General features: G+C 53.0%; 12 protein-coding genes and 1 pseudogene. 10 read left to right on the top strand and 3 right to left on the bottom strand.

The features are described 5' to 3' along the window. Window positions 1-10: 10 nt before the first annotated feature. Window positions 11-694 (bottom strand): CidB/LrgB family autolysis modulator, encoded by a 684-nt coding sequence (locus tag R70331_RS28665; RefSeq protein WP_081947791.1) that lies wholly within the window; start codon window positions 692-694, stop codon window positions 11-13. Continuing rightward, window positions 691-1,062: a CidA/LrgA family protein gene (locus tag R70331_RS28660; RefSeq protein WP_042181441.1), complete on the bottom strand. Its 372-nt coding sequence runs from the start codon at window positions 1,060-1,062 to the stop codon at window positions 691-693. Before R70331_RS28660 ends, R70331_RS28665 begins: the two co-directional genes overlap by 4 nt. Before the next feature lie 110 nt (window positions 1,063-1,172). On the opposite strand from R70331_RS28660, the gene cidR reads away from it, so the two are divergent. The 7 genes from cidR (at window position 1,173) to R70331_RS28630 (ending at window position 10,822) form a co-directional block, all read left to right on the top strand. Next, the gene (cidR, locus tag R70331_RS28655; RefSeq protein ID WP_197071378.1) at window positions 1,173-2,093 is read left to right on the top strand and encodes a cidABC operon transcriptional activator CidR; all 921 of its coding nucleotides are present in this window, start codon (window positions 1,173-1,175) and stop codon (window positions 2,091-2,093) included. Window positions 2,094-2,203: 110 nt separating this feature from the next. After that, complete coding sequence (locus R70331_RS31340) at window positions 2,204-2,488, top strand: aspartyl-phosphate phosphatase Spo0E family protein (RefSeq protein WP_081947790.1); 285 nt, start codon at window positions 2,204-2,206, stop codon at window positions 2,486-2,488. 145 nt (window positions 2,489-2,633) lie between these two features. Further along, a complete protein-coding gene (locus R70331_RS28650; protein ID WP_042181437.1) occupies window positions 2,634-4,046 on the top strand; it encodes a hypothetical protein in 1,413 nt (470 codons plus the stop codon). 253 nt (window positions 4,047-4,299) lie between these two features. Then, window positions 4,300-4,752, top strand: coding sequence for a MarR family winged helix-turn-helix transcriptional regulator (locus R70331_RS28645; protein ID WP_042181435.1), 453 nt, complete (start codon window positions 4,300-4,302; stop codon window positions 4,750-4,752). Next, window positions 4,745-6,505 (top strand): ABC transporter ATP-binding protein, encoded by a 1,761-nt coding sequence (locus R70331_RS28640; protein ID WP_042181434.1) that lies wholly within the window; start codon window positions 4,745-4,747, stop codon window positions 6,503-6,505. The genes R70331_RS28645 and R70331_RS28640 overlap by 8 nt, the downstream gene beginning before the upstream one ends. After that, entirely contained in the window at window positions 6,502-8,397 is a 1,896-nt protein-coding gene (locus R70331_RS28635; RefSeq protein WP_042181432.1) for an ABC transporter ATP-binding protein, read from the top strand. Before R70331_RS28640 ends, R70331_RS28635 begins: the two co-directional genes overlap by 4 nt. 199 nt (window positions 8,398-8,596) lie before the next feature. After that, window positions 8,597-10,822, top strand: coding sequence for an MMPL family transporter (locus tag R70331_RS28630; protein ID WP_156131210.1), 2,226 nt, complete (start codon window positions 8,597-8,599; stop codon window positions 10,820-10,822). Between the two features lie 104 nt (window positions 10,823-10,926). Here the strand turns inward: R70331_RS28630 and R70331_RS31335 are convergent. Continuing rightward, a pseudogene (locus R70331_RS31335) lies at window positions 10,927-11,058 on the bottom strand (Rieske 2Fe-2S domain-containing protein); the annotation flags it as partial. A gap of 107 nt (window positions 11,059-11,165) precedes the next feature. Between R70331_RS31335 and R70331_RS28625 the strand changes: the two are divergent. Genes R70331_RS28625 through R70331_RS28615 form a run of 3 tightly spaced genes read left to right on the top strand, consistent with a single transcriptional unit; the run spans window position 11,166 to window position 14,727 of the window. Then, on the top strand, window positions 11,166-12,536 hold the full coding sequence (locus tag R70331_RS28625) for a spore germination protein (RefSeq protein WP_156131209.1): 1,371 nt from the start codon (window positions 11,166-11,168) through the stop codon (window positions 12,534-12,536). After that, window positions 12,536-13,636: a GerAB/ArcD/ProY family transporter gene (locus R70331_RS28620; RefSeq protein WP_042181426.1), complete on the top strand. Its 1,101-nt coding sequence runs from the start codon at window positions 12,536-12,538 to the stop codon at window positions 13,634-13,636. Before R70331_RS28625 ends, R70331_RS28620 begins: the two co-directional genes overlap by 1 nt. After that, on the top strand, window positions 13,633-14,727 hold the full coding sequence (locus R70331_RS28615; RefSeq protein ID WP_052419254.1) for a Ger(x)C family spore germination protein: 1,095 nt from the start codon (window positions 13,633-13,635) through the stop codon (window positions 14,725-14,727). The genes R70331_RS28620 and R70331_RS28615 overlap by 4 nt, the downstream gene beginning before the upstream one ends. Window positions 14,728-14,799 lie beyond the last annotated feature (72 nt).

Below are 14,799 nucleotides of genomic sequence, written 5' to 3'. Positions count from 1 at the left end.
CAGGGTCGGCCTAGTGGAGGAAAACAGTGAGCAGCGCGGGCGCGAGGCCGATGGAGAACAGCGCAGCCAGTATCATAGAAATACTTGAGATGGTGCCGGTCAGCGAGCTAAGCTCAAAAGCCTTGGAGGTGCCGGTACCGTGCGCCGCGGTTCCCAGCGATACACCGCGCGCAATTTCGTTGTCAATGCGGAAGAGGCGCAGGACAGAAGGTCCCATCATTGTTCCCAGCACACCGGTCAAGATTACAAAAACGGCCGTGATGCTGGGAACGCCCCCAATGCTTTGGGAGATGCTCATGGCAATCGGGGTAGTTACTGAGCGGGGCACGAGACTGGTAGCCAGTTCGCCGCTTAAATGCAGCCATTTAGCCAGCAGCATCGAGGAGAGCACCGCAATAACCGTTCCTGACAGCACGCCTGCCGCAATTTCGGCGGCGTGCTTTTTGAGCACCTTGAAGTTCTTATGGAGTGGGATTGCAAAGGCGATGGTTGCCGGCTGCAGCAGATCTGTCAGCCATTTGCCTCCCGCATTGTAGGATTCATATGGAATACCTGTCACCAGCAGTACGCCGATAATAATCAGCGGAGTAAGAATGAGCGGTGAAAAATACATTTTGCCGCTGGAGGCGTATACCCGTTTGGCCAGCAGGTAGATTAGAAGCGTGAGTCCAAGCAGAACCATTCCGGTAATCATGAGCCTCTACGCTCCTTTACTTTATAGATAGCGCCTGTCAGCAGGCCAGAACCGGCCATGACGGCAAAGGTGCCGACCAGTACAACAGCCAGCACCTGCAGGCCGTTCACCTCAAGCAGACTGGTATATTTCATCACTCCGACAGCGGAGGGAATAAAGAACAGCAGCAGCTCAGCCAGCAGCCACGAGGCACCGACCTCCACCCAGCTCAGGCGGACCGCTCCGGCCTCTAGTAGCAGAAATAATATAAGCATGCCGATGATGCTTCCCGGGATGGGCAGATGCAGCAGCGGAGTCAGTGTATTAATCAGCATGGAGAAGATCGTAAGTCCGGCAACCTGCAGCAAGCCTGTAGTCAGTTTTTTCATAAGGCTTCGCCCCTTTCAATATACTGAAAGTTTACAACAATTATTTTCATAGGTAAAATGAATAGATTGAATAAGTGACATTCCTTTTGTCTATAGATGAGGTGGAGCGTTTGGATATCAGACAATTGCAATATTTTGTGCAGGCAGCAAGGCTGAACAGCTTTACCAGAGCGGCGGAATCGCTGTTCATTACCCAGCCCACGATCAGCAAGATGATCCGTAATCTTGAAGAGGAGCTGGGTGCCGAACTGTTTTACCGCGAAGGCAAAAGCATCAGGCTGACCGATGCGGGCGAGATCCTGCTGGCCAAGGCGCAGAACATCGTTGAGTCCTTCGCTAATCTGTCCAGCGAGCTGGACGGGCTGCGCAAGCTGCAGCGCGGACATATCCGGATCGGCCTGCCGCCGATGGTGGGGGCGAGCTTTTTCCCGGCAGTGATCGGGGAGTTCCACCGGCGGTATCCTGATGTGACCATCCGGCTGCATGAAGACGGAGCCAAGAAGGTAGCTGATGATGTGGAGACGGGACTGCTGGACATCGGAGCGGTTGTGCTTCCGGCGGATACGGCGAAATTTCACTGCTTTACCTTTGTTGAAGAGAAGCTGGAGCTGCTCGTACCGGCAGGCCACCGTCTGGCGGCTGAAGAAAGTGTTGCGCTCAGGGATCTGGAAGCAGAGGAGTTCGTGCTGTTCCGTGAGGATTTTGCCCTGCATGACCGGATTATTACCGAATGTGTAAAAGCCGGGTTTCAGCCAAATGTTGTTTATGAGAGCTCTCAGTGGGACCTGATCAGCAGGATGGTCGAGGCCGGGATGGGCATCGCACTGCTGCCGGAGACCATCTGCCGTGATATCGACCGTACACGGATAGCGGTTATCCCTCTGTCAGACCCGGTGATTCCCTGGCAGCTGGGCATGATTTGGCGCAGAGACCGTTATTTGTCGTTTGCTGCGCGGGAATGGATCGCTTTTGCCATGAAGGTTCTCGGGGAGCTCTATCTTCCGCCGCAAAAAAGTGATAAAATGAAATAAATGTAAAACTTTCTATGATATATCCGACATTTTTTTCTTTTTTTTCAAAATATGTTTTTTGGCATCATGCCTTATGATAGGAAAGAAGTTGATAGAGGGCAGGTGACTGAATGATGAAGTATTACCACAGTTCCCATGAAGATCGAAACGATTACCGAGAAGATGAGTTGTTTTTAACTATAGAGAGCCTTAGAAGTGAGCTGCTGGAGGTCGCACAGGAACGCAGCCTTAGCGATCATATGGTGGTAGAGCTGAGTCAGCGTCTGGACGGATATATTGTTCTGGCCCAGAACAAAATGATGGAGAGCCTGAGGAGCCGCCAGAATGAGCCGGCCCCCTACGGAACCCTGACCAAAAGCAAACGGGTAAGACGCAAGTCAGCACTGCAGCAATAATAAGGCCCATCCGGCGTTCCTTTAACCTGGCTTATCTCCTGAGGTCCCGCATATAGCGGGGCCCTTTTGTTGTGCTTTCAATAGCCATTACCTATAATGGAATTAATAAGAAGTCTAAATATTGGTTTGCGGAGGAGGATGCCGCATGGAGAACAAACTGACAACATTACGTTCTGAAATTGAGGGGAATCTGTCCCGCTCCGGGCACAGCCTCGCTTCGTTTGCTAAAGTTTCCGGCCTCAACCGCGGCAGTCTAAGCGCTATTCTCCACGGTAATCCCCCTAAGCCGGTGTCTCTGGGGCAGCTGGATGCGTTAACAGAGGCCTTTGGCTATCCGGAAGGCTGGTTCTATCCGCTGTATATAGATGAATGCTTCAACGAAGAGAGAGTCTCACGTCGCAGGGTAGAACCCTTTCTGATACGCTGTGCTGCCGCCGGCCGCCAGCAGTGTGTAGACGAAGTTATAAACCGGATCATGGAATATCCGAAGCCGCTGGATGTCATCTACTCGGTAGCAGAGAAATTGTTCACCTCCGGGCTGATTCAGGAATCCAGGGCTCTTTATAAAATCATTGTGGAGCAAGAACCGGACAGCTACTCTGAAAGACTGGCTGTCAGCCAATACCGGATCTTTAAGGCGCTTGGCGTGATTGCGGATATGGAAGAAATGCTGCGGGCGGTCATCGCCTTTGAGCCGTTCCGCGGGCGTCTGCCGGAGCATCTGCAGCTTGAAGGGCTGCTGAAGCTATCCAATGTCTGCTTTTCCCTGCACAGATGGAGTGATATGGGGAAGTACAGCGATGAACTCAGAAGCCTGGCAACCGGAATCTACCGGGAGCAGCTATGGAAAAAGACCGGCAGGCGCGCTGAAGAGCTTCAGCTGCTGCGGCCGCTGGTGCTGTATTATGCCCAGGGGCATCTTCTGAAGGCTACCGCGCTCACCAAACAGGGAAAGTACGAGGAAGCTTTAGCTTTCACGGATCTGTATGCCGACCTCAGCTGGTTTGAAATGCTCGATGATGAGGGGCTGCGCCTGGTGGATGCCTTCAAATCATTTGCAACCGGCAACCGGTATACACTGGAGCTTCTCAAGGGGAATATTGATGTCTTGCCGGAGTATACTGCTTATCTGGCTGAGCATCCCTCTGAGGTGCTGGCCGGTCTGGTCAGCATTCTGGAGGCTGCCAACCGCTTTGGCTTCTCTGCCGATCATGTGCTGGAGCGGTTTTCCAGGGAGATGGCCGGCTTCGACCAATTCAAGGATTATATTAATATTGACCGCATTTACCGGCTCGGCTATCAGCTGGCTGCCTATTATTTAGAACGCGGGCAGATCCGGCTGGGTGTAACGTACATTCTGCAATGCCTCAAGACAGCCGTTCAGCTGAACAGCGCCAGGGATATGATTGATTGTGTAGCCTTGTTTGAGGCAAACCGCGGGGAAGCATCCGGACAGCAGCTGATCAAGTACAGTGAGCTTATTACAGGTCTGGCAAAAAAGCAGGGCCCGGCTGAGGAGGAGCGCCCGCTCTCCGGCATTGCCGTGCGGTCCTTCTGAACAGTATAGCTCGATTATACAGACTCCTCCGCCTTCAGGGCGGAGGAGTTTTTGCGTGCGGACGGCGGCAAAAAGCTGTTCTCCGTTCTGTAAAACTTGTAAGCGGTTTTAAGAATTGACAAAGGAATGGCCTGAAAATATAATTAGGTAGCCTAATTAATATTGTATTTAATTATTAGTAGACCTAACTAAAAGTGAGGAGGCGGGATTCATTGGGATAGAGAGCGAAAATCCAGTCGCACAACGGCTGTTTATGGCCCTGCGCCAGCTGCGCAAAGCACATGTGCATCAGACGGTAGACGGCCATAAGCCGAGTGAACTGACTTTATTGATATGCCTCGCCAGGAAATCACGCTCACCTGAGGAGGGGCTCAAGGTTTCCGAAATCAGCCGGCTGCTGGAAATCACACCTCCTACAGTTACCCAGCTGATTAACAGTCTTGAGGCCAAAGACATGGTAGAGCGCCAGCCGGATCCTTCTGACCGCAGAGTGGTGCGGATCCGGCTGACGGAGCAGGGCAGGATTGTGACCAGAAAAGCGCGGAATCATATGGATGCTTCACTGGGTAAGCTGGTGGAATATTTGGGTGAAGAAGAGAGCAACCTTCTAGCAGACCTGCTGATGAAGGTGCAGACATTCATCGAAGAGAATCCGCGGCCGGATTTAGACCTGTTACAAAGGAACGGAGATGAGAAGAATGATTAAATTGTTAAAAGGGCTGAGACCCTTTCGGTTGGGCGTAGCAGCGGTACTGATTCTGGTCTTTTTGCAATCCATGGGAGATCTGTACCTCCCAACCCTGATGTCTGACATTGTGGATAAAGGGATTGTTGAGGGAGACCGTTCCTACATCTGGAGAATTGGCGGTTACATGCTGCTGGTGGCCGGCGGCGGTGCGCTGTGTTCGGTAATTGCCAGTTATCTTTCAGCCAAGGTGGCTGCCGGCTTCGGCAGAAATACCCGTTCACGGATGTTTGAGCATGTAGAGAATTTCACACTGCATGAATTTGATAAGCTGGGCACTGCCTCGCTGATTACCCGCACTACTAACGATATTACACAGGTTCAGACTGTATTGACTATGATGCTGCGTATGATGGTCGGCGCTCCGATGATGATGATCGGGGGGATTATTATGGCGGTATCTGAGGATGCCAAGCTGTCCCTGATCTTTGTTGTTGTCATTCCGGTGCTGGTTGGAGCGATTTTCCTGATCGGAATGAAGGGCCTGCCGCTGTTCAAAGCGATCCAGGTGAAGCTGGACAACCTGAACCGGGTGCTGCGTGAGCATCTGACCGGTATCCGGGTTATCCGTTCCTTTAACCGGATTGAGCATGAGAACAGACGCTTTACTGCAGCCAACAGGGATCTCACGGATACAGCGATTAAGGTTAATAAAATCATGGCCGGCCTGATGCCGATTATGATGCTGGTCATGAACTTCTCGATGATCGGCATTCTGTATTACGGCGGTATCCGGATCGGTGACGGCGACCTGCAGGTCGGCTCACTGATGGCCTTTATCCAATATGCCATGCAGATTATGTTCTCTCTGATTATGGTTTCCATGATGTTCGTATTGATTCCCCGGGCCTCCGCTTCGGCGCTGCGGATCAATGAGGTGCTTGATATGAAGCCGGAGATTATTGATCCGACAGCAGGAGACCTTCTGGCTACGTCAGATGCCACCAAGCTGGATGGACGCGACGGCCTGCGCGGCTACGTAGAGTTCGACAACGTCTCCTTCTCTTATCCGGGAGCGGAGCAGCCGGCGCTGTCCGGCATCAGCTTCAGCGCCCGGCCGGGTGAGATTACCGCGATTATCGGCGGTACCGGCTCAGGTAAATCCACGCTGCTCAGCATGATCCCGCGGTTCTATGATGTTATAGAAGGTGCTGTACGTGTAGACGGCGTGGATGTCCGCGAGATGACGCAGGAGGATCTGCGCAGCAAGATCGGCTACATTCCGCAAAAGGCTGTACTGTTTACCGGTACAATTAATGAAAATATCCGTTACGGAAAAGACGATGCAACCGATGAGGAGATCCTGCATGCAGCCAAGGTGGCCCAGGCTTATGATTTCGTATCGGCGATGAAGGAAGGCTTCGGTTCGCAGATTGCCCAGGGCGGCAGCAATGTCTCCGGCGGCCAGAAGCAGCGATTGTCGATTGCCCGGGCTCTGGTCCGCAAGCCGGAAGTATACCTGTTCGATGACAGCTTCTCCGCACTTGACTTCAAGACAGATGCCAAGCTGCGCGCTGCCCTGAAGGAGGAGACCACGGAATCGACCGTGCTGATCGTTGCACAGCGGGTCAGCACGGTTATGGACGCTGACCGGATTATTGTGCTGGATGAAGGCCGGGTAGCAGGCATCGGTAATCACCGCGAGCTGATGGAGAATAGCGAAGTGTACCGCGAGATTGTATCCTCGCAGTTGTCAGAGGAGGAAATAGCATGAGTGAAAGAAATCAGCAAGTGAAGCCTCCGGCACGGCGCGGCGGCTTCGGCCCTGGACCCGGCGGTCCCGGCATGGGAATGCCTCCGGAGAAGGCCAAGGATTTCAAGGGCACGCTCCGCCGGCTAATCACGTACCTGCGTCCGCGCCAGGTGCAGCTGCTTGTCGTCTTAATCACGGCTATAGCCAGTACCGTATTCAGCATTTTTAGTCCGAAGGTAATGGGGAAGGCTACAACCAAGCTGTTCGAAGGCGCCTACGGAATGCTGACGGGTGTGGAGGGAGCGGCCATTGATTTTGGTTATGTGAATAATATTCTGCTTATCCTCGGCGGATTGTATCTGTTCAGCTCTTTATTCAGCTACGTACAGCAGTATGTAATGGCCGGAGTGGCGCAGAAGGTTGTCTTTGATATGCGGGAGCAGGTTAACAGCAAGCTTGAGCGCCTGCCGCTGAAATATTTTGATTCGCGTACCCACGGGGAAATCCTCAGCCGTGCAACCAATGATGTGGATAATATCAGCACAACGCTGCAGCAGAGCCTGACGCAGCTGATCACGTCCATCGTGACGATTATCGGGGTTATCATCATGATGCTGACAATCAGCCCGTGGCTGACCCTGATTACAATCATTACTCTGCCGCTGAGCTTTGTGGTTATTATAGCGATTACGAAGCGTTCCCAGGGACAATTCATCGGCCAGCAGAAATCACTCGGCCAGCTGAACGGCCATGTTGAGGAGATGTATACCGGACACCGGATCGTCAAGGCCTTCGGCCGTGAGCAGCAGTCGCTCAGCGAATTCAACAAAATCAACGATGATCTTTACAACTCCGGCTGGCGTTCGCAGTTCATGTCCGGGATGATCATGCCGCTGATGATGTTCATCGGTAACCTTGGCTACGTGCTTGTCTGTGTAGTCGGCGGGATTTTTGTAACCCGTAAGGTAATCGAAGTCGGTGATATCCAGGCCTTTATCCAGTATTCGCGCCAGTTCACAATGCCGATTACCCAGACCGCGAATATCGCCAACATCATTCAGTCGACGATTGCTTCAGCCGAGCGTGTTTTTGAACTGCTCGACGAAGAGGAGGAAGTTCCGGAAACCTCAGTATCCCGGTCTAAGCCTGCCGCCGGTGCTGAAGAGGGTGCTGTTGAATTCCGTCATGTGAAGTTCGGCTACAAGCCGGATGCGATTCTGATTGAAGACATGAACATCGATGTTAAGCCGGGACAGACGATTGCAATTGTCGGACCGACCGGTGCCGGCAAAACGACGCTGATTAACCTGCTGATGCGCTTCTATGAAATCAGCGGCGGCGAGATCGTTATTGACGGTGTGAACATCACCCAGATGAAGCGCAGCGAGCTGCGCAGCAAATTCGGGATGGTGCTGCAGGATACCTGGCTGTTCAACGGCACGATCCGCGATAATATCGCGTACGGCCGCGAAGGTGCTACGGAAGCCGATGTCGTACGCGCAGCTAAGGCTGCTCATGCCGACCACTTCATCCGTACGCTGCCGCTCGGCTATGATACGATCCTGAATGAGGAGGCGTCGAATATCTCCCAGGGCCAGAAGCAGCTGCTGACGATTGCCCGGGCCATTCTGGCCGATCCGTCAATCCTGATTCTGGATGAAGCGACCAGCAGCGTCGATACACGGACTGAAGTGCAGATCCAGAAGGCGATGAAGACGCTAATGACCGGCAGAACGAGCTTCGTGATTGCCCACCGGCTGTCGACGATCCGCGATGCCGATCTCATTCTGGTCATGAACCAGGGCAGTGTAATTGAAAAGGGTACCCATGTCGAGCTGCTGGAGCAGGACGGCTTCTATGCCGATCTCTATAACAGCCAGTTCTCCGGCGATGATCTGCCTGACGCCGGCTAAATTACGCCTTATATCACTCTTTACCGGCACCGCTCCTGTATTTACAGGGGCGGTGTTTTTATTTGGCGGAGAGTGGCAAAGCTAAGCTTTGAAGCGCCATTTTCAAAAAAAAGATTTGCTTAAAATTTTCAGGGTATATATGATATGGAGAGAAAATGACCCGCGGCTCATTTTTAAGAAGAGCCGGGGCAAAGAGAGGATGAATAGGATGTCGGGCTACGGGAAATGGGTGGCTGGCCGTATTACAAAATGGATCACATTGCTGATCTGGATCGTGCTGGTGGGAGTGCTTACGCTGTTATGGCCTTCCGTAAATTCACAGGTAGTCAACAATGCACAGAACCTTCCGGATGACTCACAGTCGGTCCGTGCGGCGGTTGTTGCTGAACAGGAGTTTCCTGGCGGCAGCGGCGTCCCTGCCTTGTTAGTATGGCACAGGGAAGGAGGATTATCAGAGCAGGACTTATTACATATTATTGCGGTATACGGTAAGCTGGAGCAGCAGCCGCTGCCCTCCCAGAATTTTGTTCCTCCGCTGGGCCAGCTGCCGCCGCAGGCGCTGCAGGCTTCTCTTTCTGAGGACCGCAGCACACTGGTTACACCAGTGCTGTTCGACAAGTCGGCGGACAGTGATAAGCTGGGGGAGGGTATAACGGAGCTGAAGGCACTGGTCCGTGAAGAAACAGGCAGTGATCCGGCTGCGGCAGGCGTAGACAGCAATGAACTGAGTCTGCGTGTATCCGGGCCAGTCGGCATTTCGATTGATGCTACAGGCTTGTTTGAGGATGCCGATGTCTCTCTGCTGATTGCAACAGTAGTACTAGTGCTTGTATTCCTGCTGCTGATCTACCGCTCACCGATTCTGGCGCTGATTCCTCTGGTGGCCGTGGGCTTTGCTTACGGGGTCACAAGCCCGCTGCTCGGCCTCATGGCCAGAGAGGGCTGGATTACTGTAGATTCACAGGCGATCTCTATTATGACCGTTCTGCTGTTCGGCGCAGGAACAGATTACTGCCTGTTCCTGATCTCGAGGTTCCGCCAGATGCTCAAGGTAGAGGAGAATAAAGGGCGGGCTCTGCTGAGCTCAATCAGCCATTCCTCCGGGGCTATTGCCATGAGCGGCTTCACCGTTGTGCTGGCGCTGTTCGCTCTGCTGCTGGCCAAATACGGGGCCTACCACCGCTTCGCCGTTCCGTTCAGCGTGTCCATTCTGATTATGGGCATTGCCAGCCTGACGCTGGTGCCGGCGCTGCTGGCTATCTTCGGGCGGATGTCATTCTTTCCGTTCGTGCCGCGTACGCCGCAAATGGAGGAGGAACGTGCCAGAGCCAAGGGCAAGCCGGCTCCGAAGCCGAAGAAGTCCGGTTCAAAAGGCATTGGCGGCCTGGTGGTTTCCCGTCCTTGGACGATAGTAGCCGTAACGATTATCGGCCTGGGAGTATTGGCCTCCTTCTCCACCGGCATTAAGTTTACTTATGATATTCTTTCCTCATTCCCTGAGGACATGGAATCCCGGCAAGGCTTTGATCTGATCGGCACGCAGTTCTCCCCGGGCGAGCTGGCTCCGGCCAAGCTGATCATTGATACAAAGGGAGAGGTCAGCGGAGAGGATTTCAAGACGATTCTTGGAGGACTTTCCTACGTGGATACCGTATCAGATGCGCAGCAGGGGGCGGTGAATCCGCAGATTATCGGCTTTGACCTGGAGTTCAAGGACAATCCGTATTCCCTGGAGGCGATGAGCCATATTCCGGCACTGCTGAATACAGCAGAGCAGGCTTTGGTGGAGTCGGGCTTTGAAGAGGCTCAGGCACAGGACAGCGTATGGGTCAGCGGGCAGACTGCTACCCAATACGATACAAAAGTGCTGGGTGAGCGTGATACAGATCTGATTATTCCGGTTGTTATCGGCATGATTACGATACTCCTGCTGGTCTACCTGCGGTCTGTGACGGCAACCGTCTATCTGGTGGGAACCGTTATTCTCTCCTTTTTCTCTGCGCTTGGCCTCGGCTGGATTATTATTCATTATGTGCTGGGTGCAGATGCGATCCAGGGGGCGATTCCGCTGTATTCCTTCGTATTCCTGGTAGCGCTTGGAGAAGACTATAATATCTTTATGATCTCAAGCATCTGGAAAAAGCGTAAACGGATGCCGCTGAAGCAGGCAATTGCCGAGGGGGTCAATGAGACCGGAGCGGTTATTACCTCCGCCGGCCTGATCCTGGCCGGTACGTTCGCCGTACTGGCCAGCCTGCCGATTCAGGTGCTGGTGCAGTTCGGCATCATTACCGCCATCGGGGTGCTGCTCGATACCTTCATCGTCCGGCCGTTTCTGGTGCCGGCGATCACGATGCTCTGCGGCCGCTGGGCGTTCTGGCCCGGCAAGCATGAAGAGCCGCGGCCCGAAAACAGCGCACAATAATCCGGCGGATGCCTAACCAGGCAGACTGCCTGCCAAACTAAAGACAGGGATGCCCGGGCCATAGCGGCCTGCGGGCATCCCTGTCTTTGTATAGGCGGCCTTATTCAGGCATCCGCTTCAAGCTTGGCCAGAGGCACGGTAGCCGGCCCCTCCAGCACATCACCTTCATAGGAGAAACGGGAGCCGTGACAAGGACAGTCCCAGGAGCGTTCGGCGTTGTTCCACTCGCATTCACAGCACACTCCCGCCAAAAGAAACCTGAGCAGGTACATGTGCATGAAAGCAGGCAGCATGTGTCAAAATAAGGTACTACTACCGGAGAAACCCGGCTTGGGGGGGATGAATGATGGCGGAACAGCAGAATGCGGAGGAGATATCCCTGCAATGGATCAAGGGACAGTTGGATAACTTCGCCGACCTGGAGGACAGGCAGCTGACGGCGCCGGCGGGAACGGGAAAGCTGCTGTATGTCAAAAGCATCACTGATCCGCAGATCATGAACCGCAGCATTATCGCACCCTTTTACGAGATGAATGATCCGGCAGCCTATGCGGAATATCTGGCGCATTACCCGGGCAGCGAGGCAGTAAAGGACAGCAAGCAGGTGCTGGACCTGATGCTCGGCGGCTATGCCTGCGTGGAGGTGGAGCAGCGGCTTATATTCTTTGATGCTCTGAAGGCGGAGACCAGCAGTGTCAGCCAGACGATGACGGAAAGTGTAACACAGGGGCCATCAGATGCACTGACAGAAAATCTGGCAGTGAATCTTAACCTGATCCGCAGGCGCTACCAGTCGCCAGAGCTGAAGATGGAGTCGATGCTGATCGGCAACATTTCCAGAACCAAGGCAGCGATTCTGTACGATGACAGCCGGGTGAATCATCAGGTGCTTGATGAGCTGCGGGAGAGGCTGAGTACACTCCGGGTAGATATATTGCAGGCTGCTGGGGAGCTGGAAAAATACATCAACAGCGACAAGGTGCGTATTTTTCCAAAAACGATTGTAACGGAGCGGCCTGACCGTGTGGTCTTTAATCTGGCAGAGGGTAAAATTGCCGTCATGCTGGATACAACGGGCTTCGCGATTATTCTGCCGGTAATCTTTAATGATTTCTTTGTGGCGATGGACGATAAAATTCAACTGCCCTTCGTCGGCCGGTTTTTGAAGCTGCTGCGTATTCTGGGCGTAGCCATGACGCTGTGGCTGCCGGCGCTGTATGTGGCCTTCACCTCTTACAATCCGGAGATTGTGCGTGTTCAAATTGCGCTGCTGATTGCCGGCAGCCGGGCTACCGTACCCTATCCCTCCTTTGTAGAGGTGCTGATCATGCTGGTCATGATGGAATTTCTGACGGAGGCGAGCCTGCGGCTGCCGCGGGCTATCGGGCCGACGGCAACGACAGTCGGCGGCCTGATTCTGGGCCAGGCGGCAACAGCGGCCGGACTGGTCGGTAATATTATGATCATTCTCGTATCCGTTGTGGCCATCTCTAATTTTATGATTCCGCTTAATATGATGAGTTTTTCGATCCGTGTTCTTAAATATCTGTTTGTGATAGTCGCCGCAGGAGTAGGGCTGGTTGGTGTCGTGGTCTGCCTGGTGGGGTTCACTATGTATTTATGCAGCCAGCGCAGCTTCGGCCAGCCATATTTCAAAATGTTCGCTTTGGACAGACTGGGATCATCCGGCAGGCAGAAGGGCGGCGGAAGCTGATGAATCAGAGCCGTTACGTGTATTGGCTGTTTTTGATGAACAGCCTGCTGAATATATTGAATTTTGTCCCGCGGGAGCTGCTGGATGCCCGTTTCAAGGGGGCGCAGACATCGATCCTGGTTGCTGCTGTTCTCGGAACCGCCTTTCTGTCCGTCTTCACTATCCTGATTGCAAAGTTTCCCGGCAAAAGTATTCAGGATATTCTCGAAACCGCTCTGCCGAAAGGGCTGATTATTCCGCTTATCATTATGTTTGCCTCCCTCTGGTGTGTTGCCGGGCTGATCACGGTCCTGTCATTTGTGGATATAACAATGCGTTTTGTCAGTCCGGATACCGGCCCGGGGCTTGTGATTCTCAGCTTTCTTATCCTTGTATGCTTCTGTGCGCGCATGGATTCCCTGTCCGTGCTGTACGGAATGGAGATGCTGCTGGCAATCATTCTGCCGCTGATTGTGTACGCGATTATCAAAGCGCTGGTTAATCCGGATTTCAGCTGGGATTCCGTGCTGCAGATCATGACTTATTCTGCTCATGCACCCGATCTGAAAAGCATTGCTGCCGCAACCTTCTCATTCAGCGGCTATTTCAATCTGGCTATCTTTAACCGGGTGCTGCCCGAGATGAAAATGAAGCATAGCTGGGTCTACGCCGTTAACGGACTGGCTGTACTGCTGCTGACCTTCTATGTGCCTATAGGCTATTTTGGGACGATCGGTGTGGAGAAGCATGTCTATACCTGGTTTTCAACAGCAGACAGTATCCGGATTGATACCTTTTTAATAGAACGGATGCTGTTTATTTTTTATTTTGCCTATCTCACGCTTTCCCTGGTCAGCGTAACGATTCACTGGCATGTCGGCAAGGAGCTGCTTACCGGTCTCTTCCCGCGCAAACAGGCGAAGAACCGGAGTAAGGGCTGGAAGGAGCTGGCTATTCTCGGCATCTTCAGCGGAATAACCCTGATCTTAATGCGGCTTGACCAATACCAGCTCAATGAGTTCGGCGTTGTGTTTCTGTATACCCGCTGGTGCGGGGAGCTGTTTATGATTATGCTGCTGTTTTATTGCTATGCTGTTGCTTACAGGAGGCGGAACTCGTGAAGAAGCTGCTGCTGTACGTTGGAATTATGCTGTTATGCCTTACAACAGGCTGCGAATACAAGGATATAGACCGGCGGATCTTTGTGGTTGCTATCGGTATTGACTCCGGGGAAGAGGAGGATTTCAGGGTTAGCCTGAAGCTGGCGATCCCACAGGGGGAAGTAACGAAGATTGATGAGAAGATGCAGATTATTACGGAAGAATCCCACAGCATTTCTGAAGCGCTGCGCCTGATGAAATCAAGGGTTGAGAAGGAGCTGGACTATGTGCACTGTAAATCGCTCATCATAGGTGAGGGGCTGGCCGGCCGCGATATCAGGCATGTGCTGGACTGGGCGGTCCGGCGCAGGGATATTCAGCTGATTCTTAACTTTGCCGTCGGGCGTCCGGCAGCGCTGGATGTGCTTAAGGTCAAGCCCCCGTCGGAGCGGATTCCCTCCAACTCGCTGATTATGGCAATGAGCGGACAGGGAACGGAGTCGCCTTTTATCGCAAGCGTCTATTCCTACCAGCTGATGAGGGATGTTTACGAGCAGGGCAAGGATCCGATATTGCCGGTCATTGAAGCTGAAGGTGAGACCCAGTTCAGGATAGACAAAATAGCTCTCTTAGACAAACAAAAGGTGCAGCTGGTTCTGAATCCGGAGGAGTCACGGCTGTTTAATCTGCTGACCCGGCCTGATCTGCGGACCAATTTTCCGGCAAGGGTGGATGAGAGTGAGTTCCAGTACTATACAGAAAGCAGCAAGTCCGCATACAAAATTATATCTTCCGAACCGGGGGCGCCTGTTGTCCGCTACAAGATCAAGATTAACGGTATTGTGGAGGAGAACAGTACCCAGGAGCTGATTACCCATAATCTGCTGGAGAAAATATCGGATGCCGGCGAGGAGGCGCTGGAACAGTCGGTAGAAGCGCTGCTTGAAAAAATAAAGGAGAAGCGGCTTGATCCCTTCGGGTGGGGGCTGCGTTACGGGACCAGACACTGGAACAACGAAACGGAAGCAGAGGACTGGGCGGCGCTGTTTCCTGACCTGAAATTAGAAGTTGCTGCTAATGTCAGGATCAAGTACTCAGGGCTGATCAAGTAAAATGGACGGGCGGACTGATTGACGCTGAAGGCAGCAGGATTTATACTTGATCTAAAAATAAGTTAAAGGATG

It is taken from the genome of Paenibacillus sp. FSL R7-0331 (assembly GCF_000758645.1).
In the GTDB taxonomy this organism is placed as follows: Bacteria; Bacillota; Bacilli; order Paenibacillales; family Paenibacillaceae; genus Paenibacillus_AQ; species Paenibacillus_AQ camerounensis.
This window is presented reverse-complemented; position numbering and strand designations above follow the sequence as displayed.

Bases quoted from the DNA above. Each gene is read 5' to 3' on its own strand.
- R70331_RS28665 (WP_081947791.1), bottom strand. From the start codon at position 694: ATGATTACCGGAATGGTTCTGCTTGGACTCACGCTTCTAATCTACCTG.
- R70331_RS28660 (WP_042181441.1), bottom strand. From the start codon at position 1,062: ATGAAAAAACTGACTACAGGCTTGCTGCAGGTTGCCGGACTTACGATC.
- R70331_RS31340 (WP_081947790.1), top strand. From the start codon at position 2,204: ATGATGAAGTATTACCACAGTTCCCATGAAGATCGAAACGATTACCGA.
- R70331_RS28650 (WP_042181437.1), top strand. From the start codon at position 2,634: ATGGAGAACAAACTGACAACATTACGTTCTGAAATTGAGGGGAATCTG.
- R70331_RS28645 (WP_042181435.1), top strand. From the start codon at position 4,300: ATGGCCCTGCGCCAGCTGCGCAAAGCACATGTGCATCAGACGGTAGAC.
- R70331_RS28640 (WP_042181434.1), top strand. From the start codon at position 4,745: ATGATTAAATTGTTAAAAGGGCTGAGACCCTTTCGGTTGGGCGTAGCA.
- R70331_RS28635 (WP_042181432.1), top strand. From the start codon at position 6,502: ATGAGTGAAAGAAATCAGCAAGTGAAGCCTCCGGCACGGCGCGGCGGC.
- R70331_RS28630 (WP_156131210.1), top strand. From the start codon at position 8,597: ATGAATAGGATGTCGGGCTACGGGAAATGGGTGGCTGGCCGTATTACA.
- R70331_RS28625 (WP_156131209.1), top strand. From the start codon at position 11,166: ATGATGGCGGAACAGCAGAATGCGGAGGAGATATCCCTGCAATGGATC.
- R70331_RS28620 (WP_042181426.1), top strand. From the start codon at position 12,536: ATGAATCAGAGCCGTTACGTGTATTGGCTGTTTTTGATGAACAGCCTG.